The sequence below is a fragment of the Paenibacillus senegalimassiliensis genome (genome assembly GCF_001486585.1).
In the GTDB taxonomy this organism is placed as follows: domain Bacteria; phylum Bacillota; class Bacilli; order Paenibacillales; family Paenibacillaceae; genus Fontibacillus; species Fontibacillus senegalimassiliensis.
This window is the reverse complement of record NZ_LN909046.1, coordinates 970,571-994,439: the sequence shown is the minus strand read 5'-3', so window position 1 is coordinate 994,439 and position 23,869 is coordinate 970,571. Positions and strand designations below refer to the sequence as shown.

General features: G+C 47.3%; 20 protein-coding genes. 1 reads left to right on the top strand and 19 read right to left on the bottom strand.

Annotated features, from left to right (window positions below; translation table 11 throughout):
* Nucleotides 1-7: 7 nt before the first annotated feature.
* From BN3279_RS18680 to BN3279_RS18630, 11 genes are all read right to left on the bottom strand, one after another.
* Nucleotides 8-1,120, bottom strand: coding sequence for a helix-turn-helix domain-containing protein (locus tag BN3279_RS18680; RefSeq protein ID WP_059052885.1), 1,113 nt, complete (start codon nt 1,118-1,120; stop codon nt 8-10).
* Nucleotides 1,121-1,306: 186 nt separating this feature from the next.
* Nucleotides 1,307-2,794 (bottom strand): alpha-L-fucosidase, encoded by a 1,488-nt coding sequence (locus BN3279_RS18675; RefSeq protein ID WP_059052883.1) that lies wholly within the window; start codon nt 2,792-2,794, stop codon nt 1,307-1,309.
* Nucleotides 2,773-4,938, bottom strand: coding sequence for a 1,3-beta-galactosyl-N-acetylhexosamine phosphorylase (gene gnpA, locus BN3279_RS18670; RefSeq protein WP_059052881.1), 2,166 nt, complete (start codon nt 4,936-4,938; stop codon nt 2,773-2,775). Before gnpA ends, BN3279_RS18675 begins: the two co-directional genes overlap by 22 nt.
* A gap of 44 nt (nt 4,939-4,982) precedes the next feature.
* Nucleotides 4,983-5,855, bottom strand: coding sequence for a carbohydrate ABC transporter permease (locus tag BN3279_RS18665; protein ID WP_059052879.1), 873 nt, complete (start codon nt 5,853-5,855; stop codon nt 4,983-4,985).
* A 1-nt stretch (nt 5,856) separates the two neighbouring features.
* Nucleotides 5,857-6,741: a carbohydrate ABC transporter permease gene (locus BN3279_RS18660; protein WP_059052877.1), complete on the bottom strand. Its 885-nt coding sequence runs from the start codon at nt 6,739-6,741 to the stop codon at nt 5,857-5,859.
* 225 nt (nt 6,742-6,966) lie between these two features.
* On the bottom strand, nt 6,967-8,382 hold the full coding sequence (locus BN3279_RS18655; protein ID WP_059052876.1) for a carbohydrate ABC transporter substrate-binding protein: 1,416 nt from the start codon (nt 8,380-8,382) through the stop codon (nt 6,967-6,969).
* Nucleotides 8,383-8,560: 178 nt separating this feature from the next.
* The gene (locus BN3279_RS18650; RefSeq protein ID WP_059052874.1) at nt 8,561-10,174 is read right to left on the bottom strand and encodes a response regulator transcription factor; all 1,614 of its coding nucleotides are present in this window, start codon (nt 10,172-10,174) and stop codon (nt 8,561-8,563) included.
* Nucleotides 10,175-10,179: 5 nt separating this feature from the next.
* Nucleotides 10,180-11,895 carry a sensor histidine kinase gene (locus BN3279_RS18645; RefSeq protein ID WP_232436886.1) on the bottom strand — a complete coding sequence of 572 codons (1,716 nt, stop codon included), beginning with the start codon at nt 11,893-11,895 and terminating at the stop codon, nt 10,180-10,182.
* Nucleotides 11,896-12,050: 155 nt separating this feature from the next.
* Complete coding sequence (locus BN3279_RS18640; protein ID WP_059052872.1) at nt 12,051-12,830, bottom strand: hypothetical protein; 780 nt, start codon at nt 12,828-12,830, stop codon at nt 12,051-12,053.
* 50 nt (nt 12,831-12,880) lie between these two features.
* The gene (locus BN3279_RS18635; RefSeq protein ID WP_059052870.1) at nt 12,881-14,461 is read right to left on the bottom strand and encodes an ATP-binding cassette domain-containing protein; all 1,581 of its coding nucleotides are present in this window, start codon (nt 14,459-14,461) and stop codon (nt 12,881-12,883) included.
* Nucleotides 14,454-16,079 carry an ABC transporter ATP-binding protein gene (locus BN3279_RS18630; RefSeq protein ID WP_232436921.1) on the bottom strand — a complete coding sequence of 542 codons (1,626 nt, stop codon included), beginning with the start codon at nt 16,077-16,079 and terminating at the stop codon, nt 14,454-14,456. Before BN3279_RS18630 ends, BN3279_RS18635 begins: the two co-directional genes overlap by 8 nt.
* Before the next feature lie 180 nt (nt 16,080-16,259).
* On the opposite strand from BN3279_RS18630, the gene BN3279_RS18625 reads away from it, so the two are divergent.
* The gene (locus BN3279_RS18625; protein ID WP_187377819.1) at nt 16,260-17,030 is read left to right on the top strand and encodes a hypothetical protein; all 771 of its coding nucleotides are present in this window, start codon (nt 16,260-16,262) and stop codon (nt 17,028-17,030) included.
* Nucleotides 17,031-17,107: 77 nt separating this feature from the next.
* Here BN3279_RS18625 and BN3279_RS18620 read toward each other — a convergent pair whose 3' ends face one another.
* The 8 genes from BN3279_RS18620 to BN3279_RS18585 all read right to left on the bottom strand — a co-directional run bounded on the left by BN3279_RS18620 (nt 17,108) and on the right by BN3279_RS18585 (nt 23,855).
* The gene (locus tag BN3279_RS18620; RefSeq protein WP_059052863.1) at nt 17,108-17,860 is read right to left on the bottom strand and encodes an ABC transporter permease; all 753 of its coding nucleotides are present in this window, start codon (nt 17,858-17,860) and stop codon (nt 17,108-17,110) included.
* Nucleotides 17,854-18,630: an ABC transporter ATP-binding protein gene (locus BN3279_RS18615; RefSeq protein WP_059052862.1), complete on the bottom strand. Its 777-nt coding sequence runs from the start codon at nt 18,628-18,630 to the stop codon at nt 17,854-17,856. Before BN3279_RS18615 ends, BN3279_RS18620 begins: the two co-directional genes overlap by 7 nt.
* On the bottom strand, nt 18,611-19,627 hold the full coding sequence (locus BN3279_RS18610; RefSeq protein WP_059052860.1) for an ABC transporter substrate-binding protein: 1,017 nt from the start codon (nt 19,625-19,627) through the stop codon (nt 18,611-18,613). The genes BN3279_RS18615 and BN3279_RS18610 overlap by 20 nt, the downstream gene beginning before the upstream one ends.
* A 248-nt stretch (nt 19,628-19,875) precedes the next feature.
* Nucleotides 19,876-20,151 (bottom strand): HPr family phosphocarrier protein, encoded by a 276-nt coding sequence (locus BN3279_RS18605; protein ID WP_059052857.1) that lies wholly within the window; start codon nt 20,149-20,151, stop codon nt 19,876-19,878.
* Complete coding sequence (locus tag BN3279_RS18600; RefSeq protein WP_059054549.1) at nt 20,135-20,773, bottom strand: DUF6198 family protein; 639 nt, start codon at nt 20,771-20,773, stop codon at nt 20,135-20,137. Before BN3279_RS18600 ends, BN3279_RS18605 begins: the two co-directional genes overlap by 17 nt.
* Nucleotides 20,774-20,786: 13 nt before the next feature.
* Nucleotides 20,787-22,226, bottom strand: a complete 1,440-nt coding sequence (locus BN3279_RS18595; RefSeq protein ID WP_059052855.1) for a glycoside hydrolase family 1 protein — start codon at nt 22,224-22,226, stop codon at nt 20,787-20,789.
* A gap of 29 nt (nt 22,227-22,255) precedes the next feature.
* Nucleotides 22,256-22,606: a PTS lactose/cellobiose transporter subunit IIA gene (locus BN3279_RS18590; RefSeq protein WP_059052853.1), complete on the bottom strand. Its 351-nt coding sequence runs from the start codon at nt 22,604-22,606 to the stop codon at nt 22,256-22,258.
* Nucleotides 22,607-22,625: 19 nt separating this feature from the next.
* The gene (locus tag BN3279_RS18585; protein ID WP_059052851.1) at nt 22,626-23,855 is read right to left on the bottom strand and encodes a PTS sugar transporter subunit IIC; all 1,230 of its coding nucleotides are present in this window, start codon (nt 23,853-23,855) and stop codon (nt 22,626-22,628) included.
* Nucleotides 23,856-23,869 lie beyond the last annotated feature (14 nt).

Genomic DNA, 23,869 nt, shown 5'->3' with positions numbered 1-23,869 from the left:
GGATGGATTATTCCGGCATATGAGCCCCGGATAACAACAAGCCTGCCGCTTCCTCCATTTGGAAACGGATGGATATCGGATCATATGCCAGCCAGCGGCTGACGTCCAGCTCATATATTCGCCCTGATCGATACGCGGGATGAGAACACAAGGATGGCGAGGCCTGCAACTCCTTCCACCGTCGCCGTGCCCCCTCTTCCGGCTGGACTACAACGAACAGTTCGTCTGCCTCATAGAATCCGATCTCCTCCATACTAATAGCACTGGAATGAAAATGAACATTGCATACCGTTTGCAGCAAAATACGCTCGGGAGGAACCACTTTCAAGGAGCGATAGAATGGATAGCCCATATTTTGCATCCCGTAAATTTGGAGCAGTGGTTCCCTGACGCGGAGAATTGCCACACGACGTGATTGCCCGTCCTTGGCAAGCTGCATTTTCAGCATATGGCAGCGTTCTTCGTAGTCCTGAATCCATTGTGCCGCCTGCGCTTCTTTGCCAAGAGCGGCCGCAAGTTTGACAAGCTGCCCATAAATGGGGTCCTCCAACACATCCAGGAATACGACCGGGGCAATCTCTGCCAATTCCTGCTCGTCATGGCGATTCATCGTGATGATGATATCTGGCTTCAGGGTGGCCAAACGCTCTCTGTCCATTTCCCGTTCCCCGGATAAGGACAAGACCTCGACCTCCTTCATCCATGGCACATATTGACCGATGGGTTTGGCATCCGCCGCAACTGGCACCACACCAAGCGCCAGACAATGCCCATAACCGTCGAGTGCCACCACGCGAAGCTGGGGCGAAGCCATATAAGCTGAAGGAGCTACACCAACGACTTGCTTGAACCTGCGGCTGAAATGATACGGGTCCTCGAACCCTACGCTGCGGGCAACTTCCATAATGGACGAAGGCGACTTGGCGAGCAGGGATTTGGCCCTCTCCATCCGTAAGCGCGTGATATATTCCTTCGGACTAATCCCCGTTTGCTTTTTGAACATCCGCGAGAAATGATCCGGGTTAATGCCTGCAATGTCAGCCAATTCGGAGCGGCTGATGGACTCATTCAGATGATCCTCTATATACATCATGGCTTGTTGAATATGCCCGTTTCTCATGATAGCACCTACCGTCTTCACTTTATGAGAATCATTATCAATAGATTATAGCATATTCAAGTTATACAATTTTCAGCAATTTCAATGGTTAGGGCTATCTCGTTACATTGTTTATGTTGTACCCAACAAAAAAGAACAAGCACCTCCCGATGGGAAGTGCCTGCTCGTCTTGTGCTAATTATTTATTTATTCCTTGGTGAGCGAGGAATTCCCTTTCTCCCCCAAATGCAGCAGTCGAACATGCTTCAGTGTAGGATACCCGCGGTACTGCTTGAATACGATCTTTATTCGATCCAGCCAGGTCACGGGAATACGGAGGATTTTCTTATAGCCGATGATGCTGCTCTCAGCCAATAAAGTCCACTCCACTTGATCGCCACCAATCGCCCATATCTCAAATCGCTCAACCCGTTGGCCTAACTGAATTTGCTCCTGAAGCATAATCGTATCGATAGTTACCTCATTCTCCAAAGTAAGCTGGACCCAAGGCTCTGTATCATCTTCCGCTGGCCTCCAGACAAATTCGCTATACGCCGAATTCAATAAGCCCTCCATGTTTTCCTGAGAAGCTTCTTGGTTGCTAGAGACGTCAACGCGCGCGCCTAAACTCAGATTGACATCGTTCAAGCGTGTAATTTTGCTTCCCAAATCGCCAAGCGCCTGACAATCTTCTTCCACAATCACGCCCTCTGGATTGGGAGGAAGATTTAGCAGAAAGGTTCCGTTCCCGCCTACAGCATTCAAGTAAATATCAAACAGTTCGCTGCCGCTTCGCACTTGGCTATCCTCTTCCTGATGGTAGAACCAGCCTGGGCGAATGGAGGTATTCACCTCAGCCGGATACCATACCCAATCCTCATCGGGGTATTGAGCGATAGCTTTACGGCTTCCTAAGTCCTCATCCATCGAATTCAGAGAACGAGAGAACTCTCCATCATCGGCCTGTTGAGACTTTTCGGCCACCTTCTCGGCATCACGCAGGAACCTCGGGACCACACTCCACTCTTCCTGGCGGGTATGTCCAGCTTCATTGCCAACCCAGCGAATATCCGGACCACAAACACTGATCACACACTGCGGCTGAAGGCGGCGAACCGTCTCATAATATCGGTCCCAATCATAATATTGCTTCTTCCCACTAGGACCTTCCCCATTAGCCCCATCCAGCCATACACAGGCAATCTCGCCATAATGGGTTAACAGTTCGGTTAGCTGATGGACATAGAAGTCATCGTATAGCTTCCCCTCCCCATAGCTTGCCTCCGTCCGGTCCCAAGGGGATAAATACACCCCAAATTTCAACCCCTGCCGTCGGCAAGCATCTGCCACCTCTCGCACCACATCTCCTTGCCCTTGCTTCCACGGCGTATTAGCCACCGTATGCTCGGAATAACGGCTAGGCCACAAGCAGAATCCGTCATGATGCTTGCAGGTTAGGATCAGCGCCTTCATTCCGGCATTCTTGCACATAGACACCCAGTGCTCGGCGTCCAGCTTCACCGGATTAAACAAGCTTATATCCTCATGCCCCACCCCCCACTCGCGTCCGGTCATCGTATTGATGCCGAAGTGGATGAAGCCATAGAACTCCAATCGTTGCCACTCCAACTGTCTCCGGGAGGGACGAACCTCGAAAATTTCTTCTATTCTCATCAGCGCTTCACTACCCTCCATTGAATATCTTCGGCGGCCAGTTCTATCTTCTCCATCTGCCCGTTGCCATCGTAGACATGGGTTACCTGTGGCACGGACGAATTGTTCACAACGGCGTAATATCCGCTATCTGGATAGGCATGAACCTCACAGTGCAAGTTATCGGAATACCATATCTGCATTTCCTGTTCTTTGCCAGCAGCATAATATAGACTGCGCATCAACAGCCTGCTGTTCTCCGCGGAATAAGGCAATCCGGCAATATACACGGCTCGGCCTTGTCCCGCCTGATTTGCTGACAAATGAACTTCTCCGTTAGAATACTCCAGAATTTGAGTGCGATCATGCAAGGCGTACACATTTTTCATACTCTCGCCAAAATGGAAAGTTACATGTTCTTGCGTAATAAAGTGTTCGGCAACCGCTTCATGGAAGTATTTATCCGTGGATAGACTCAGTCCCATCTCCTTGTCGACGCCCAGGCAGTCGGCCAATTGAAAATATCTCCCCTGGTGAAGCACCGCCCCAGGCTCGCCCACCCCGATCAGACCGCCGCCGCCATATACCCATTCTCTCAATATCTCGATAAGCTCAACATTCTTCCAAACCTCACCGCCTGAGAACGCGGTCCCCGCATCCCCTGCATTAATGATGACATCCGTGGAAGGATCAATGCCACCGCCCAGCACATCCTCGAAGCTGATAAATTGCACCTCGACATTCATTCCACTAAGCGCTTCTAGGATACCGTAATAAGAATAAGCTTGCTTGGAATACAGGCTGTGGGCCACCGTAAAAGCCTGCCACGTCCGCAGCGTTCCCCAGCTATTGAGAATGGCCACCTTTAATCCGGTGTAGGGCTTGCTCTCTCCGATATGCTGATGAATCTCTCTGAACTCATCGGTAATCTTCTCTACGTACTCTACGAATTTCGGGAACTTGTAGGCCAGACTTAGATAGCCCCCGTACCCCATGCGATCGATGGGACTTCGAAGTATGGCACGGCGAGCTGCCAGCCAGTTCTCTCTGGCCTCTACCACCGGATCATTGCCTTCATGAAATACATCCGGGAAAAAGTAAGGCAAAAATCTTCCTTCCGTATAGGATACATGCGGAATGTCCGAAATCATCCGCAAGGTGGTCCCGTCGCCTACACTTCCCACCACCGCATCAAGCCCGATGGACGAGAAATACGGGCCGTAAGGCTCCATGCCAATCCATTGGTCTCCCAGGAACATAATCGCTTCCTTCTTGCTGTCATGGACCAGATCAACCAGCTTCTTCGCTTCGGCTGCCACATACTGTGAGACAAAATCCACATAATCAAGATACGCTGCCGCAGGCACCCGGAAGGAGGAATTATAATATCCCTGATCTACAAAATCCTCCGCCGTCAAGGCATACCCCTTCTCCTTGCGGAAGTCCTCCAGCATGGACACCGATACGCTCGCGCCATAACCAAACCAATCCACGAACTTCTCCTTGCCCTGTTGATTAAAGACCAGACTGAATTGATAGAAGAAGGTCGTGAACCGCACGACATCCACTTCCGGATTATCGACCAGCCATTGCTTCATCGTCTCATAAATAAAAGCATTCGTCTGCGGCTGCTTCACATCAAATGGAATCTCATGGGGCTTGTCACCCCAGTCGTTGATGATGTGATTGTACATTTGAACCGGGTCCCATTTGATATAAGCCAGGAAAGCTACGGTATACTCATGCCAGGGCTTGGCCTGGCGAATCAGCACCTTATGATCCGAGGGGCTAACGCTCCAGTTCTCCTCCGGTACAAGCTCCCCCGCCGTACGGTCCATGACCTGCCAGTAGGTCTTGGGCTCATGGATATAATCTACATCCAGTTGCTCCCCATAATAGGACTGAAGCAGATTAATCTCTAATGCTGTAGACTGGGCCATCGTAAAATCGGACATGAGATATATTTGTGGACATTCTTCCATATGCTGTTCAATGAATTCGTTATGCCCCCGCGTCGGAAAATAAGCCGTATAGATTTTGGCGTCCAGCGCTTTAAGCTGATCATCGAGCTTCGTCCCGTCGCTATCCCGAATCGCATCTGCTCCCCACCGCTCCATAATTTCCTTCGTCTCCCGCACGAAGCCTTCTTCGCTAGGTAGCGTAACTCTCCCCTTCTCTGTTGCCATCTGTCATCTCTCCTTTTGATCAAATCGTTGTATGTTATTAAGGTCTAGCCCTTGATTCCGCCTAACATCATACCTTCGGTCAGCTTCTTCTGTAGCAGAATATAGACGAGAATGGTGGGTGCCAGCACGATGACGAGTCCGGCAAATAATGAACCCCAATCCGTGGCATATTGCTGGATTTGCATCAGATTGGATAAGCCGACCGGAATGGTCTTCTTCGCATCATCGCTGATGAAGGTCATCGCCATTACGTATTCGTTCCAGAAATCAAAGAAGCTGAACACAATTAAGGTAATAATCCCTGGACGGGCCATAGGAACAATAATTCGCAGTAAAGTCGTGAAATAGCCGCAACCATCAATCATCGCTGCTTCCTCATAGTCATGTGGAATGGATTTCATGAAGCTGGTCAACAAGAAGATGGAGAAGGGCAAGCTCCCTGTGGCGTACACCGCACTCAGCCAGAAGCGATTGTCTAGCATATGCAAGCTATTCATCAGGATAAAGAGCGGTACAATGATATACACTCCTCCAACAAATAACCCCGCCATATAAAAATTGCTGAAAAAGGAACGTCCCCTAAAACGCATTCTCCCCAGCACATAGGCGCTTGGAACAGCCGCTATCAGGAGAATCGCCATCGAGAAGATAACCACCAGCAAGGAATTCAGCATGTAATCACCGATGCGGGCGGTGGTAAAGGCATGGACGTAATTGCTCCACTCCAGCCCGGCCGGCAGCTTCCACGGGCTCTCCATAATTTCCGCGTTGGTCTTGACCGAAGCAAGCACATTCCATAGCAACGGGTATACGACTACAATGGTCTGGATAATTAACAGCAAGCGTAACAGGAGCTTGCCGAAGCTAAAGCGGCGTCTATTCTTTGTGTGTGGATAATCTACCGTGTGGTCAACCATATCAGTGGGACCCCCTTTCCGTAAGCTTGTTGCTGAGCAAGGCCAGTATCATTGAAATGATGAAGATAAATACACCGATAGCCATCGCGTAGCCAAAGTTTGAATTCGTGAAGGCCTGGGAATACAAATAGGTCATAACCACCTCGGAATGATGATCCGGACCGCCAGCCGTCATCACCGACACAATGATGAAGCTGATGCTTAGCACCCCGTTAATGCTGAATATAATTGTGACCCGGATGATCTCCCATAACATGGGGATGGTGATTTGCATGAACTGCTGAAAGCGGGTAGCCCCGTCCAGATCGGCGGCTTCATAGAGATCAGGCGAAATGCCGTCAATCCCGGCCATATAAATGACCATATAATACCCCGCCGCTTGCCAGATCAAAGTCACCGCCAGCGCCCAGAGCACGACCCGCTGATCGCCAAGCCAAGGCAGCGCCCATTCTCCAAGTCCAAGGAATTCCAGGCCGGAATTCAGAAACCCCATCGTCGGGTGATAAATGAACGACCACAGAATCGCGATGACCACAAAGGACAGAATACTGGGGAAGAAGAACACGGTACGGTACAAGTTCCGTTCCTTGAGCTTCGACTTCGCCAGAATGGCTGCATTAGCCAAAGCGATTAGCAACGTAATTACAGGAACCACCAGCATCAGCAGCCCTGTGTTCTTCAAAGACAAGAGAAACGTATCATCATGGAACATGTCGATATAATTTTTAAGTCCGACAAACTTTGGCTTATCACTAAGCCCTGTCCAGAGATACAATGATTTCTGGAAGATTTGCACCGTCGGATACACCTTGAATAATAAGAACAAGATGAATCCTGGTAGCAGACAGGCAGCGATAAACACCCTTCTTCTTGTTTTGAGCAGCATGGTTGGAACCCCTTTCGATCAGATGTCCTCATTATAGAGTTGGAAGCACTTTCATCAAATGAACAAAAGAAAGGATGTTCATGGAGAATTTTAAGCGATATGCCTACCCAGTTACGTCCTCCATCCCCTGTCATTGTTGCATCTTAAAATTGTTAAGTTTCATGAAGGCAAAAAAATACCCCCGGCACCTTAAAGGTACCGGAGGTAAGTTCGTTCAGCCTCTTCTTATTGCTCGCCTTGCTCAGCCAGTTCTTTCTGAATGTCCGTATAGACCTTGTACATCTTATCCGAATACTCCTGCAACGTCATTTGCTTGCTCATAATAGAAGAGATCGGTTTATACACTTCGTCGCTCGGATTGTATTTACTGCCCTTCGCCACCGGCTGGAAGGAGCCATTAACAGCCACCATTCCGCTATCCACCGCTTTATAAATATTGTAGGTGGTATCAGAGATGTACTCTTTGACGAGATCAGGAGCTCCCTTCACCGCCATAACGCCCTTCGCTTTCTCAGCATTCAACTTGACGCTCTTCTCGGTGTACAGGTATTTCATGAACGCTTTAGCCAGCTCCGGGTTTTTCGCTTTGGCCGGAATGACCATTTGCTCGACCTGTGTCAATGCCATTACCTTACCTCCGGCATCCAGCGACGGAACGCCGAGGAACCCGAACTGGAAGCCATCTTCACGGGGCGCGTCCTTCATTTCATCCTCAAACCAGGTACCATTCGGAATGAACATGGCTTTACCCTGCAAGAAGGCCGTTTGAGATTGGGTATGGTTAAGAGCGACGGTCCCCTTCATTAACCCGTTGTCTTCATTCGCAATTCTCTCCAGCAAACCCCAAACCTGGGTAAACGTTTCACTCTTCCAGAACTCCGGGTCATAATTGAAGAATTGTTCCAACGCCTGTGGTCCGCCCGCATTGGCGATCGCGGGTACAATCATTTCTTCCAGATAACCAGGATACAGTCCCTGGTAAGTAAATAGCGCACGGTCATTATCCTTGGCCACAGCATTAGCAGCAAAGAATTCGTCCCAGGTGGTAGGCGGTGCGATTTGTTTCGAGTCAAATAGATCCTTGTTGTACCAAAGGCCCATTAGCCCAAAGTTATAAGGAGCAAGGTACACCTTACCGTCACCGTAGGGCGCGCTGGAGCTTGATTCCAGGACGCCGTCCAGGATTCGTCTCTTCAGGGGAACCTCGGACTCCGATTCTGATTCAAAGATATCCGTTAATTCCAGCAAAGCCTTGTCCTTGATTAATCCTGTCAAAATCGGCGTGTTGTCGCTGCCAGAAATATACATGAAGTCAGGGGGATTACCTGCGACAATCTTTGGTCTGATCAGCTCAGCAATTTTAGGGCTTGCACTAATATTGATCTTCGTACCCGGATACTCCTCCATAAATGCAGCCGCAACACTATCCCAATAATCCCGGCCGTAACCTCCTTGGAATACAGCAATGTTGAGCTCTGGATTATCGAAGGTCTCTACATCCCCATTGCTCTCCTCCGGAGCCGAAGGAGCAGGTTGGTTCTCGCCAGCCGCTTGATTGTTGCTGGAGCCGCAGCCAGATAGCATGCTTGCAAGCAGCAAGGCTACCGATGCTAGTACAATCCATTTCTTTTTCAATATCATGGTTTGACCCCTTTCTGGTTTGATGGTTTCATTATAGGATTGTAAGGGGTTTCAACATATTAACAAAAGAACGGATCATCATGGATAATTTTACGCAATCCGCTTACATTCCGTGGCAAATTTATCCCAAAGCTTTATTTTTTTCAGGTGACCTTAAAATTGTCCATTTTAACCTGCCCTAGGAGGGTTGATTCTTCTTGATCGTCTTCGGGGCTACGCCATAACGTTTCCTAAAGAGGCGATTGAAATAAAATGGATCGGGAATGCCTACCTCCATCGACACTTGCTTGATCAGATAATTACCCGTAGACAACATTTCATGGGCCTTGTTCATCCTGATCTCATTGAGGTACGTCAGCAGACTTACGCCCGTCTCGGCCTTGAACACCTGGCACAGGTAAGGTTCTGAGAAGCCAACATGAGCTGCAATATCGGAAATTACGACCCGCTGAGCATAATGCTTCTTCAAATAAGTAATAGCTTGCCGAATCTCTTCACGCAGATGCAATTGATCCCCGGGATTCTTGCCCACTCGGGTTACAACTTCATCGTAAAGATCCTGTAGTAACAGCATGAGAGCAGAATCTGTATCGGCTAACTCGATCTTCCGAATCCAGGCGCTCTCGTTCCACGACGTTTCGCTGCTCATGATCTTGGAATTGACCAGCCCCCAGACCCCGCCGATAATCGCCCTCTTCAAGGTACTGGGCTTCGTCTGAAGATCAGCGGCGGATTGAATCAAGCTTAGTCCACTCTCTAGCCAGAGATCCAAATCCGTGCCAGCCACATGATGGAAGCTGTCTTTGACTTGAATTTCCAGCCCCTTGAAGTCCTCGTCATTGTGAATTGGCTCCTTCAGATACGCATTAAAGATGCATTCTGCGCGATACTTCATGTAGAAGGACAGATCATCGGCTTCCCGGTTGAGCTTAATTTGTTTCATTAGTTCATCATAAGTGGATGCCCGGCTCCCGTATACAATTCCGATCTCCATATTGTAATAGCTCTTGAAGAGCGCTTTGATCCTCTTGGCCAGTTCCTCGGCCGCAGGTGGCTGCTCCCCTTCCTGCTGCTTTGGCAATGCCGCCAATAGGGAGTAGCGGTTGGGTGGAAGAGAGGCAACCCACCATTTGGATTGCGCCGGGAACAATCCTTCGGCAATTTTCTGCAATGCTTCTATGTATTCCGTAGTAGCTTGTGGCTGAACAAGCTCTTGCTGGTAAGCCTGTATATCAAACACAAAGGCCTGCCCCCTGTGTTCGCCTGTAAACCAGCGGGCTACTTCCGCTCGACCCAGGGAGTTATTTTGTTCTCCCATTTCCTCATGCGCCTGCTTGAGCCATTGTATAACCGCTTGTTCGCTAGCCTTGCCCGTGTCCTCATTCCCCTGTGGCGCCCGATCTCCAGACCTTTTCCCATCCAGCTTTAATGCCATTTCCTCTAAAGTGGACATGAACTCATCCGTCTTGAGAGTAAGCTTCAGCATATAGTCATGGGCTCCGCATTTCAGGGCCTCACGAACCAACTCAAAATCATTATAATTGCTAAGAACCAATACTTCTCCCGCATAACGGGCAGAGGTAAGCTGCTTGATCAGTTCCAGGCCGTCCATCTCGCTCATCTTGATGTCCGTAATGATAATATCCGGTTGCGTCCGATTCACCATCTCCAGCGCCGACACACCGCTTGCTGCCGATCCGGCATATTCGAAGCGGCTCCCCTCCCAACGAATCAACGATTTCACGGCATGTCTGACAATCATTTCATCATCTACGATAAGAACCTTGTACATCCCGCTTACCCTTCCTTCCTTTTGACAGGCAGTCGAATTGTCGTTACCGTCCCCTGCTGGGGCTCACTGCTGATATGCATCCCAAAAGGTTCTTCGACATATAGACGAAGACGCTCCTCCACGTTGACAATGCCAATGCCCGACAGCTTCTCGTGGGAAGCTCTGCGAAGCTGCAGGTCCCGGGTGTCAAAGCCCTTGCCATTGTCTGAAATCTTGAGTTGTAGTATACCATCCAGCGCCGTAATTTCAATATGAATTTTGACGATTCTCCCATCGTCTCCTCCGGCATGGATGATTGAATTTTCAACAATGGGCTGAAGAATAAACCGAGGAACCAGGCATTCATAAAGCCCCTCTTCCTCCACGCTAAAGGTCAGATCAAAGGATTCGCCGTAGCGGATACGCTGAATAACCGAATAATGGAGTAGATTATCCAATTCCTTGCTTAAGGGAATCATCTCTTCATGGTCAAGAATCGTATTGCGCAGCAGTTCCGAGAGAGAGGCAATCCCTTCCTCAACTACGGTATTCTTGCTCATCATCGCGCTCCATTTGAGGGAGTTAAGCGTGTTGAACAGGAAATGCGGATTAATCTGAGCTTGCAGCATCTTCAGCTCTGCGTCTCGCTTCGCCTTCTGCTCCATTTCCACCTGATAGATCAGCCGTTTCAATTGAGCCACCATCTGGTCGATAGTCTCCGTCAATTTGCCCATTTCATCCGGGGCATTCTCAGAGGGTAGCTTGAAGTCCAGCTTACCGAGCTTGATGGTCTTGGCATACTGCAACAGTTCCTTCATGGGATTAATGATACTTCTGTAAATTAGCAGAGCCATAAAGGTAGACAAGAATAGAATGAATATGCTGATGACAATCAGATTGCTGCGAATATCTACGAGTTCGGAAATGATGAAGGAGTGGGGAATCAAGCCGATCATATACCAATCAGCGGAACGGATATACGTGTGGGTAACCAGATACTTCTTGTTATTTATACGGGTATAGAAAGACTGCCCCGTCTCATTCCCGACAACTTTATCAAAGACTTCCTGCTGGCTATAAGGGCCGCCTTGTCCAATGATCGGATTAGCTGAGGAGACAACGGTCCCGTGCCTATCCATGATATACACCATTCCGCCATTCCCCAAATCGACATGCTCATAGGTATTACGAGTAAACACCCGGCCATCGATCACGATGATGAGATATCCTAATTTTTTATTCAAATTATCGGCAGAGAAAATAACGCGACTTAACGCGATCTTATCCGAGCCACGATTGGAACGAAGATAACTCCAGCTGGTATTCCCGGATAAAGGGTCGATTCGCCCAATGCTCTCCTGGATTTGATCATCGGGATACCATTCGTAGCCTACGTCGTAGAACGCTTCCATCTCTTCGGTGAGGACCACGACGTTGGACAAATTGCTTAGTCTGAAGACCTGCTCGCCAAGATCATTGTTGATTCGGGTCTTGAATTCATTCTTCTCAAAATCGGACATCGTGCCGGCCAGCCGTAACCCCTCTTGAATTTCTTTATTAACGATAATGGATTCACTTAAGGTTTCATACTGCACCAGTTCCCTGGATACGTTGACCGCAGATTCGGAGAGCACCTGTAAGGAGAAGGCGCTTAGCTTGTCAGAGATAGATTCCTCATAACGAATATTGGAATAAATCGTAATGAAAATGACGGGAAGCAGAGAAGTAATAAAAAACGCCACCAACAACCTGTTTTTTATGGTGATCCTTCTCAAAGTGGCGAGGATTTTGCCTGAATTGCTAAAAATACGACGTGGATTGTCCATACCAGTTCCCCTTGGCCTCGGTGTATGAGCGAATAGATGATTATAATATACTACTATTTATTATTAGAATTTTAAATTACATATTCAATATCAGAGTCATATGTATTAGATAAGTATAAATTTTGTTGTATCAATTTACTTCGTTCAATATGTCTAAAAATAGTTGCTTTTTCTGAGCTGAGATGATTCCCAATTAAAATCAAATTATTGTCTACAGGATGATAAATATACCATTTAATATTGCCTTCTATTATAAATAATTTTTTTTGGTCAGAAATAGAAATTATCATTTTAAATTCCCATCTCAATATCCACCAGGAAAAAACACATGATGCCAACATCAGTAGTAATATAAATGTTAGTTTCCCATAAGTATCAATAACTAAATTTTCTTCTGGGATCAAGGCTGCTGCAGAACCCGAATAAAAAGGCATCACAACAGCAATACAAATAATGTTAATCATAAATACAATTAAAGATATCATCTTCCAACAAAAATTCATGTTATTCCAGACTTTTTTACTCCAATCGCTAGAGAATGAAGTAATCCCCACTAATAAAAATATGATAAAAATGAAAACCATTCCAAGGTAACTTATCAATTTAAATTGATGAATTTTATTGCTATAAGCATACAAAAAGACGAGTATATAAGAAATATAGAGAACTACAATATATCCTATATTTGTTACTACTTTAATAGAAAGATTTCTCTCTTTTGTTGATAGCCTTTTCTCCACATATGTGGAGGTTAGCATAGTGACAGGCCGCAATCTAAAAATAGTTAAGACAAGAGTAATTATTCCCCCTGAAATTCCGATCTTACTTAGAAGACTATTAAAAATGTCCATTAGCCTCACCCTTCATAAATATGATTTTTAAAAAAAATTAGAGTAATTCATCATAGCCGAATCACTTGATTCGCCAGTGCGGTTAGTTCATCCTCATGGGAGATAAAGACCACCGTTTTCCCCGGATTAGTAATTATCTCCCGAACTAATTCCTTACCTTGCTGATCCAGGTCATGGTAGGGCTCATCCAGAAAAATGAGGGGGCTATCTTTTAATAAGGCACGCGCCACCGAGATGCGTTGCTTCTCTCCTCCCGAACTGTTCTCTATCTCTAGGCCCAAGGCCGACATATGAGATAAGCCCGTTCTGTCCAACACCCTTGCAACTTCCTTGTCACTGGCCTCGGGGCGAGCTAGCTTAACATTGTTGTACACCGAGTCTTCAAATAAATACGGAGACTGCTCCGCATAAGCATACTGCGCAAAATAAGAAGGCAAATCGATTTGCGAAAGGTCTACATGATTTACGGTAAGCTTCCCGCCACAGGGCTTAAGTAGTCCCGCCATAATTTGCATAAGCGTAGACTTCCCCCGCCCATTGGGGCCAACAATCGCCACCTTGTCCCCCTGCCTAATCTGAAAATCAATTGACGCTAATAACGGGCGGCCTTCCTCATATTGAAAGCTTATTTGTTTGCCTTCCAGTGCCAAAGGCCCCCCTTCTACTTGAGTGAGGTTAGCACGCGTTCTCCCGTCACTGATTTCACTTAATTTAGGAAGATAAATTTGCATCATATGATAGCTTTTAAGTGCTGCATCCAGATCGAGAAATACAGTCTTCAGTGTATTTGATAGGCCAAAGACCGTCATAATATAGCCGACTTCTATGTAACTCGCCGCCACAAGCCACGCACCACACAGAATAATGATGGCACTGGTGAGCAGACCCGTGAACGAGTCAAGTCTCTCCAGCATGTATTGCAGCCGCATATGATGTTGAAGCCGAGAAGTGTAATATTGCTGGAACCGTTCAGCAAACAGTCTCAGGAACCCCGATCCAAGCTGAAATACCTTGAGGTAACCGGCCCCATGTACCATATCCAGTTCCAGATTGCGGCTGCTCATCTCGTAATCCCTGGTCTTCATTTTATATTCGGCTTCTATCCGTTTCTTCACCCGACTAGCCAGCAACGGAACCGCCGCTACGATCAGACAGACCAGCGCATACCCCATATGAATCCGTATCAATTGCACGACTATACCCGCCCCCACGATAGCTGATACCGGGATCTTCGTGAACACAGCTAATACCGCGAACCGAAATTCATTAGGATCTTTCTCCAACCGGTATTGCATGTCCCCTTCCTTAAAATCCTTGATACGCTCTGGCGGCAAATGGATGAACTGGTGCAGGATATAGTGATCATGCTCCAGAGCATTGCGGAATAACAAAATATTCTTGATATATTGCAACAGCGGAAGCAATAGAATGCTCCCTAGCAAAGCCAGGATGAAGTAGGTGGCTGAACGGAAGGTCATCTCCTCCGGTCGATACAAGATATCGTTGGTAAAGCTCCCGATAATCCGATAAATCAAGATCGTTAGATAGCCCCCGGCAATGCCCTGTATGACTCCAAGCAGGATTGTCCATTTGTGGTGCCGCAATGCTTGGGTGACCACTGAGTTACGCATGTGCTCCATTCCTTCTATGCAAATTTATATCGCCTTGTTGCAGTTCAACGACTACGGTTGCTTGCTCGATGAATCCCTCTCCATGACTAACCATAAGCAAGGTTTGATCCGTCTTCTCCAGCCACTGCTGTAATACGCTTCTAGCTGCGGCATCCAAATAATTGTCCGGTTCATCGAGCAAAATGAGAGAGGCTGGCTTTAACAGCGCTGCGATGAGGTAGACCTTCTTCCGCTCACCACCGGACAGATCACGGATTGGACGTTGCTCCAACAAGACTTTGTTCAGACCAAATCTTTCAGACCAGACCACCATAGCGGACCATCGGTCTGTTCCTTCTTGGAACATCATCTGGTATAGCTGCTTTGGCGTAATCGACAGCAGGCAATCCTCCTGGGGTAACCAGGAAATCTCTTGCAAATAGGTTTCCTCACAAATTCCGGATAGTTCATTGCCCTTGTACATGATGCTGCCACGATCATATAACCTACGGCGAAGTAACACATTCAGCAGTGTTGATTTTCCCGAGCCGTTGGGGCCTTGGAGGAGAATTCGCGATTTTTCTTTAACAGACAGATTTACGATCACCTCTCTTCCGGGACTCCCAACAGGAAGATTGGCGATGAACACCAGAGGTTGATCCACTTCCGGAGGCAACACACATAGGGATGGTTCTTCTAGCTCCAAACCCATCAGTCCCTCTACCCGGGCTCTAGCGGTAACATAAATCGGTCTTTCTACGATATAATTAAAGATTTGTGCAGCCGCCCGATAGAATTCGGTACTTAGTGCTAACACGGCCAGCCCTGCCTTAAGATCGCCTGCCCCTTTCACCGTCAGGATGGCCACAAGGCCATAGGTGCCGAACTTGATAATATGCTCCAGAGAAGCCGTCATCCCTTGCTCAACAGTAATGGTTCTCTCCGCTTTCTTCCCGATACGATGATATTCCGTATGTATATTTCTAAGCTTATTCAGAAACCAGGCATGAGCCCCGTATACTTGCAGAACCTTAAATCCCCTGTAGCCCGCCAGCACATGGTTGGTCAGCCGCGCTTCAATCTCCCGGGCATCCAGATAATTTTGCCGCATATACCGTTTAATTAACACCGGAGGGATGACATGGAGCAAGGCGGCCAGAAGCAACAACCCACAAATCCATACATCCACGGTGGCAAAATAAACCGCATAAGCCGCAGCAGTGACCAGTGCAGCCAGCCAAGTCGGCAGACTATTTGTAAAATATTTCACAATTTCATTCACATCATGCTCCAGTCGCTCAATCACTTCTCCTTTACTAATCTCTGATGATAGCGATTTCATAGAACGACTCAGAAATCCGCTTAGGAGCGTTGCCTTGAACTGGTGCTTGCCAACCTCTGTCTGAACCTGCATGGCGACACTGACCATATAGTCAATGACGTAATAACAGATAGCTATTCCCACAAGCAATAGACTTTGTCGTAATAATTGCTCAAAGTCAGTATTCATGGCCGCCTGGATAATATCCGCCAGCAAGAATGCCGACATCAACCCATAAGGTACACCCAGCAACGACTTAGCCGTATTCCCGGCCGCGACCTTATACAGTAGAGCATAATTCCGTTCCTTCATCTTCATCTTCCCCAAGCCATTGGCCTCATTTTCACAGATTCTTCTATTATAAATCCAATAGGAAAATAATGACACTCCCCCTCCTAAAGATTGGGTTTACATATGCCGATATAGGAAAGAGTCGACTTACAACATGAAGGGATTTGGAGAGAAATGAAGTTCAAATTGTACAAAGTCACGCTAACTATGAGCGTACTACTACTTGTAGTTTTAAGTGGGTGCGGCGGGCCATCCTCGCTTACCAAGGACAAGAACGGGCTTCCGGCAGCCGATGAATTATTACAGAAATCCTCCGAACAATTCGACTTAATACATAGTTATGAAATTAAGGGCCAGCAAACTTATCGCGAATATGATACCCCTGAACAACAGGAGACCGCTCCATGGAACAACATCACGATATTAGATCAATACAACAAGGAACCCTTCCTATGGTATATGGAGCAAACCTATGAAGAAGGATGGGAGTATAAAATATACATTACCGAGCCTTATGGCCTGTTGTTCCACATGGGGTTAGATTATTGGGAGCAGTGGGGGAAGAAAGATGAAGAACACACTACTAAGGAGGTTGAAGCCAAGAAGCAGTCCATTAACCCATTCCTCGCAGCTTTGCAAGTGGAAAAGACGAACATGACCGTAAATCAGGATAAGGACAACTATACCCTCATCATTACAGGATCTCTGCATGAAGAGCCGAAGCAGGATGAATCGACGGACGATGCCCCTATCCTCGACATCCCGCGCTACACGATACTCAAGCAAACGTTCACTATCGACAAGAAGACTTTGTTGCCTATGCAGCAGGTTGACGACTATGAGGAGCAATTAGACTTCTCGGGGGATATTACCTATGTCGAGGGAACAAGAACACGGACTTACCAGTACAATCAACTGGATGAACAGGCAATAACCAGTACAATTGAAGAGATTATAGAGTCGAAGTTAACAAAATAGAAATACATCCTTGTAAAAAAACGAGCCCCAGCATATAAGCTGAGGCTCGTTTGCTATTGAAACAACCCGAACTCTACCTATCTCCGCCACTTCATGAACCGGTAGTCCAGCAGATCCACCAGTAGAAATAGCAGAAAGCCAACCAGGCTGAACAGCAGGATTCCAGCATACATCTGCGGGTAATCCAGCCTTAGCCAGGCATCCATGATGAAGAAGCCCATGCCATGCTCCGTTCCATAGATTTCCGTAAAGAACAGAACTGAGATCGCTGTTCCCAGCGAGACACGAATCGTGCTGAGGATGACTGATAAGGCGCCGGGCAAGGTCACATGCCAGAACTTCTGACCCCGCCCTGCTCCGATACTGGTCAGCACATCATAGGTGCTTGCCGGAATCGCTTTGATGCCATCCCGAACAGAAATGATAATCTGGAACAACAGAATCAGCATAATCATGAGAATCTTGGACGTCTCGCCAAGTCCAAAGAACAGCATTACCACGGGCAGCAAGGCAATCTTTGGTACCGGATATGTCAAGTACACTACGGGGTCCAGCAGCTTGTTCCAAAGTACGGATCGCCCCATCAACAGCCCAACAAGCAGGCCGAGAATCAGTGCCAACAGTACGCCGGCAAATACACGCATCAAGCTGTAGCCAACATTCAGTACAAGCTCCCTTCCCCCGAGCTGGCCCATCGCCAGGTAGACCCCCAGCGGACTGGGCAGCATGGGATGGTTCACCAATACATGCGCCACGTACCAGATGATATTCATCCCCACGAACACCAGCAACAATCTCAAGATATAGTTCAGTCTCCGCGAATTCACCATTTCTCCTGCATTACCTTTCTGACCTTCTTCATTTGGGTGAAAAAAGCATCGCTGGCCCGCTTCTCCGTAAGCTTCATGGAAAATACTTCCTCGTTATCGATAATTTCCGCCGGATCATTCTTACTAGAAGGGAGAACAATCATCTTCTGCCCTAGCAAAATAGCCTCGTCAACATCGTGCGTTACGAATAGCGCAGTAGCGGGATTGGCCTGCCAATGTTCCAGGAACAATTGTTGCAGCGTTTCCCTGGTTATGGCATCCAGCGCCGAGAACGGCTCGTCCAGCAACAGCATGGATGGAGCAATGGCAAAGGCCCGCGCAATGGCAACCCGCTGCTGCTGACCACCGCTAAGCGACAGCGGATAACGCTCCGCCAGCTCCGCGATGCCCATCGCCGCTAGCCACTGGTCTATCTGCGCTTCCCGGACCTGCTTGCTCTGTCCCTGAGGATGCGCGATGCTCATCGCTACCCGGATATTGCCCTTCACGGTCTTCCAGGGCAGCAGACCGTAATTCTGCGGAACCAGGCCCATCAGAACGTGCTGTTCACGCAAAGAGCTTCCATTGAACAGCAGTTCGCCCCGGTATTCCGGCAATAGACCGGTGATGGCACGAAGCAATGTGGATTTCCCGCTCCCGGAGGGGCCGAGAATCGTGTAAATGCCATGCTCCGGCAGGGTGAAACTGACCTTCCCCAATGCCAGTTCCCCGCTCCGGTATTCTACTTCAAGCTCCCTGACACTGAGTCCGCTATTTCTTGAACTGGACATCGGAGATCACATCTTCGGGGGTAATGTCTTTGGTCAACAGCCCCTGCTCACGGGCCCAGGCGAAGGCCGCTTCAACTTCCTTCACATCGACTTGGTTGGCCGGAATGTAAGCTGGCACCTCAATTTGCTCCTTCAAGGTTTCGGGATAACCCACCTCTTCAATCACCAGATCGATGTAGTCCGCTTTGTCATGGGATTGCATGTACGCTACGGCCTCATCATAGGCAGCATACATCGCCCGGATGGCGTCAGCCTTGGCATCAATGGCGCTCTGCGGGAAAGCCAGCACGAACGGATTAATGTTCGCTTCGTGCGTCGAGCTAAGCATGCGCAACCCTGCGGCTTGGCCCATCGTGACAAATGGCTCCGGTAAAATCGCCGCATCAGCCTTATTATTCTTCAGCAGCTCCAACCGGGTAGGAATTTGTGGTACTTCCGTGATACGGATATCCTGCTCCGTCAGACCGGCCTGCTTTAACATCATGGCAACGGTATACTGCGTTGAAGTATTTTTGGACAGAATCACAGTCTTCCCTTTCAGATCCTTCACATCCTGAATCTCGCTGTTGCCGGTGAGCAGATCAAATTCTCCAAAGGTCGTGCTGGTAATTTTCACGTCCAGCCCCGCCTCATTATAGATGGAGATCGCAACCAGATCGGCACTAATTCCGTCCACCTTGCCTGCTTGAAAAGCGACGTCCCGATCCTTGGCACTCTTGAATGTCTCAATGTCCAGAAGAACTCCATGCTGCTGATCGAAGCCTTGCTCATGGGCAATGACGAATGGAATGGCATCTATGGACGGCAACAGTCCCAGCTTCAGCTCGGCCAATCCCTCCGGCCCATTATTGGTTGAATCGGCGGCAACTGCGGTGCCACTCCCTTCACCCGTGTTCGTAGAATTTGCCGCCTTACTACCGCAAGCCACACCCACGATGCCGACGATCAGCACCAGTGCAAGCAGCATCATAGTTCTTCTAGTAGTCTCTTGCTTCATTGTTGTCCCATCTCCCTATATGTTCTATCTATAGTAGGCATAGCCATGTGCCATACTGGCTTAAATTTGTTCTACCGCCTTGGTTTGCGATTTTATTCACAATACATAAGACAAGTAGGCCATATTCCTCCAGGCAGCCTCAAATAACTTCATTTTACACCCATTGCTGTATTTTGTATATTTTCATTTTTAAATAATATAGAAAAAAACCGGCGCTCAGCAGCGCCGGATTAATCAGTCCCATGGATTTATTCAAACAATTCGCCAAGCCCTTCCTTAATCATCACATTCTGAAGTGCCTCAAGTGCTACAATACCACCCTCCCCATCCGTTTCCAAGGTTAGCGTATCTCCCATCTCAAGTCCTAAGGACAGTACGCCCAATATAGACTTCAGCGTCACCCTCTTACCATGAGCTTCTGCAAATGCTTCAACTCCCTGGAACTGATTAGCTGTATTAACCAGGGCTGTAGCTGGTCGCGCATGGATGCCGTCTTCATCGGTAATTTTAAATGTTTTTTGCATGTTTTCTGATCCATCCCTTCCCTTTTAACAGAATTCGCTCAACCAGCAAGGTTCCCGGGCCTGTAAGAAGCAAGGCAATCACCGTGCCGATCCCTACAATTCCCCCGCAAAGGTAACCCGTTCCTAATAAAATCGCATCCACCCCTATTCTGCCAAGATCGTATCTTAAGCCAAACTTCGACTCCAAATAACGTAATATGGCATCGATGGCATACATGCCGTTGCCAAATCTCATGAGCAGAACATAGGTGATGGAGTAACAGAAATTAGCTACAATAACAACGATAATTTTGTTAAATAACTGTAGATGGTCTAAGCCCATATTGGAAATGAACGGGAACAACATATTAATAAATGGGCCTATGCCGAAAGAATAAATGAAGGAAGATACGCCGATAGCCTTACGATTGAGTAAAAGTGCTACAGCCAGCAGAACCATGTTGATGATAAAGCTGGTCAGGCCTAGGCTCCTTCCGGTAGTCTTATGAAGTCCCTCCAATAGAACCGTGAGCGTATCCGATCCTATATTGCATGCGATAAACAAATTGACTGCAAGGGCGGTGAACCCCATCGCTATGATCAACATGATGACTTGTCCACCGAATTTCCAATAATTTGACATGGCTAACGCAACCTCAATCCAGGTTCTCCCCATTCGTAGCTATGGCTTTCTGCATCCAATAGAAGCTATCCTTGCGCAGCCGTCTCTTCGTCCCCTTACCATAATCATCTTGATCTACGTAGATAAATCCATAGCGCTTGCTCATCTCCGAGGAAGAACAGCTAATGATATCGATAGGGCCCCAGGCATAGTAACCTCTCAGGTCCACCCCATCCTTAATGGCTTCTTTCATTTGCTCGATATGAGCACGGAAGTAATCAACACGATAAGCATCATGAATGGAGTCGTCGTCCTCCAAAGTGTCGTGGTAGCCAATACCGTTCTCTGTGATATAGATAGGACACTGGTACCGATCATAGAACAGATTAAGCAAGGTGCGAAGCCCGATGGGATCAATCGTCCACCCCCAGGGATTGGCCGGAAGTTCGGCGTTGCGGTACGTCCCGCTCTTGTTCTTCATGCTGGCTTCGTCAAAAATACGAGTATAATAATAGGAAAATGACATAAAGTCAGCGGTATGTCTTAACGCCTCCTCGTCTCCCTCTTCGAACTTCACACTAATATTGTTATCCGCGAAATAGCGAAAAGCATAACCAGGGTAATATCCGCGCAGTAAGACGTCGGAGAAGAAATACTCCATTTGATTTCTCCTTACGGTCGCGAAAATATCTTCGGGCCGGCAAGTCGCCGGATATGCCGGGCCACCACAAAGCATCATACCGATTTGCAAGTCCGGATTCAGTTCGTGAGCATATTTCGTAATCAGTCCGCAGGCCACCATCTCATGGTGTACCCCTTGGTATTTGGCTGACTCCAGATCATCCACAACGTCTTCGGCAATGCCCAGGTGGTTGAAGGATTCATGGACAATCAAATTAATCTGATTAATGATAATCCAATACTTCACTTTGTGTTGGTAACGATCCAGGATGATTTTGCTGAACCGAACGAAGAAATCAATGACTTCTCTTGAATACCAGCCTTTATAGGCTGTGGTTAAATGCAGAGGCATCTCGTAATGGGACAAGGTGAGCATAGGTTCCATCCCATTGGCGATGATCTCATCAATGAGATTATCGTAAAACTTCAAACCTTCCTCATTAGGCTGCTCTTCATCCCCATTGGGGAAAATCCGGGTCCAGCTTATTGAGGTACGAAACGTTTTTAATCCCAGCTCCTTCAATAGCTTCAAATCTTCCTTATACGTGTGGTAGAAATCAATTCCCCAACGCTTGGGGAAGACTCGATCCGTACTAAGCATTGCTTCGCGAATATAATCGGTGGTTAACTCGGTATTCGTCTTTTTATCAAGCGGGATATCGTTCACATATTCGTTAATGTCCGCTACGCTTAAGCCTTTGCCCCCCACATTATAAGCACCTTCCAGTTGATTGGCAGCAACGGCACCTCCCCATAGAAAATCAGCGGGAAATCCTTTTGGAATAGGGTTCATTTACGTCTCTCATTCCTTTCTTTTATCGTTTATTTCTTAATCATTTCAAGGCTGACTAATCTTTGATTAAAGCTTTCAAAAATATCAATCAATCGCTTAACAAGATGAATTTCGCTGTATACAGTCATTAACGTGTCTTGAGCATGAGCGAATAACACCGAGTATTCACCCTTCTCCTCTCCTTGCGTTTCTTTCTGGATACAGTTCGTTTGCACACGATGAGCGATCACAATTTCTGAATTGGCCAACTTCACCTTTTGCTTGGCCTCTTCATAATTGCTTTTCTCAATATCCTTCAGTGCATCCGCGCAGTGTTTTCTCGCTTCTCCGGCGTGTAAAATAATTTGCATTGCATTTTGAGCCATTTGTTCCGAGGTCATAGTATGGTCTCCTTACACATTAATTAATAGGTGTTGCTTCTCTCTCAAGCTCTTGTTTTTCATAGGTTTTAAAAAATGGATACCAGATCAAGGTCGCTACCGCAACACAGATCAGCATAAGGATAATCCCCGTAATGGCTCCGGTTGTAATCCAGGTAGAAATCGGAAATGGTACATACCACATGTCAAATACGATCTTTGGAATGGGAGCAAGATGAATGATTTTAGTCCCAATCCAAACGATAGCCGGCAGGACCAATCCGATGAGCCACATGGGTAACATCAACAAAGGATTCCATACGATCGAGCCGAACACGATAGGTTCATTGATATTGAAGATGGATGGTACGAAGCTGGCCCGTCCCAGCGCCTTTAACTTGGCGCTTTTTGAGAACATGTGCATAATGACGAGCGGTAACGTACAACCCACGCCTCCTACCCATAAGTAAGCGGAATAGATCGTTTCGGAAGTAACGAGATTATGCGCACCCAAGGTGGCATTTGCAGTTATAGCTGCCAGAAGAATAGGCTTGGTGACGGGGGTTAGGACCCAACTGGAAATGCCCATGGAATATAGTAAGCAGTATATGAACATAATCAGGATGAACCCCCATGGCGTCTCAACCACATTGGCCAGCGGCATGAAGATACTTAAAATGATGTTATAAATATCAATATGAATGATATCTACCAATAGCCAAGCCGTAACCAGAGTAACTCCAATGGGAAGCATCGAGTCAAACCAGGCTCGAACAAAATCCGGAATAATCGATTCTTCCTTGAAGAAAGAGAATTTGCCGAACAAGCTCATGATATATCCGGTAAATAGAGCTGCGATAATCGCAACAAACATCCCCCCGGTTCCCAGTGAAGTATGCGTAAAGCCAACCGTTCCGTCTTTTACAATCTGGGGAGACACGATAATCAAAAAGGTAATCAGACCAGTACAGCCTGCAATAAAACGCTGTTTTCTTAATTTCTTCTTTTCCATCAAATTGAAGGGAATGAGGAACGACACCAGCAACGACAGCATCCCCATTGTCCATCCAAAGAGCACCCAGAAGTCAGGGTAATTTTTAATTTGATAAATATCTCCAGGTATGGTGAGTAGACAAAATACCGACCCCAGCAAAATGAATGGCAACAACTGCATGACGGAATCCTTGAGGGTGACAACCCATACATTGTTGTTAACTTTGTTCATCTTGGGAGAGAAATCATTTTTTAACCAGGCAATTAACTTGTCCATGGATCTTGTCCCCT

Bases quoted from the DNA above. Each gene is read 5' to 3' on its own strand.
- BN3279_RS18680 (WP_059052885.1), bottom strand. From the start codon at position 1,120: ATGAGAAACGGGCATATTCAACAAGCCATGATGTATATAGAGGATCAT.
- BN3279_RS18675 (WP_059052883.1), bottom strand. From the start codon at position 2,794: ATGGAGGGTAGTGAAGCGCTGATGAGAATAGAAGAAATTTTCGAGGTT.
- gnpA (WP_059052881.1), bottom strand. From the start codon at position 4,938: ATGGCAACAGAGAAGGGGAGAGTTACGCTACCTAGCGAAGAAGGCTTC.
- BN3279_RS18665 (WP_059052879.1), bottom strand. From the start codon at position 5,855: ATGGTTGACCACACGGTAGATTATCCACACACAAAGAATAGACGCCGC.
- BN3279_RS18660 (WP_059052877.1), bottom strand. From the start codon at position 6,741: ATGCTGCTCAAAACAAGAAGAAGGGTGTTTATCGCTGCCTGTCTGCTA.
- BN3279_RS18655 (WP_059052876.1), bottom strand. From the start codon at position 8,382: ATGATATTGAAAAAGAAATGGATTGTACTAGCATCGGTAGCCTTGCTG.
- BN3279_RS18650 (WP_059052874.1), bottom strand. From the start codon at position 10,174: ATGTACAAGGTTCTTATCGTAGATGATGAAATGATTGTCAGACATGCC.
- BN3279_RS18640 (WP_059052872.1), bottom strand. From the start codon at position 12,830: ATGGACATTTTTAATAGTCTTCTAAGTAAGATCGGAATTTCAGGGGGA.
- BN3279_RS18635 (WP_059052870.1), bottom strand. From the start codon at position 14,461: ATGCGTAACTCAGTGGTCACCCAAGCATTGCGGCACCACAAATGGACA.
- BN3279_RS18630 (WP_232436921.1), bottom strand. From the start codon at position 16,079: ATGAAGATGAAGGAACGGAATTATGCTCTACTGTATAAGGTCGCGGCC.
- BN3279_RS18625 (WP_187377819.1), top strand. From the start codon at position 16,260: ATGAGCGTACTACTACTTGTAGTTTTAAGTGGGTGCGGCGGGCCATCC.
- BN3279_RS18620 (WP_059052863.1), bottom strand. From the start codon at position 17,860: ATGGTGAATTCGCGGAGACTGAACTATATCTTGAGATTGTTGCTGGTG.
- BN3279_RS18615 (WP_059052862.1), bottom strand. From the start codon at position 18,630: ATGTCCAGTTCAAGAAATAGCGGACTCAGTGTCAGGGAGCTTGAAGTA.
- BN3279_RS18610 (WP_059052860.1), bottom strand. From the start codon at position 19,627: ATGAAGCAAGAGACTACTAGAAGAACTATGATGCTGCTTGCACTGGTG.
- BN3279_RS18605 (WP_059052857.1), bottom strand. From the start codon at position 20,151: ATGCAAAAAACATTTAAAATTACCGATGAAGACGGCATCCATGCGCGA.
- BN3279_RS18600 (WP_059054549.1), bottom strand. From the start codon at position 20,773: ATGTCAAATTATTGGAAATTCGGTGGACAAGTCATCATGTTGATCATA.
- BN3279_RS18595 (WP_059052855.1), bottom strand. From the start codon at position 22,226: ATGAACCCTATTCCAAAAGGATTTCCCGCTGATTTTCTATGGGGAGGT.
- BN3279_RS18590 (WP_059052853.1), bottom strand. From the start codon at position 22,606: ATGACCTCGGAACAAATGGCTCAAAATGCAATGCAAATTATTTTACAC.
- BN3279_RS18585 (WP_059052851.1), bottom strand. From the start codon at position 23,855: ATGGACAAGTTAATTGCCTGGTTAAAAAATGATTTCTCTCCCAAGATG.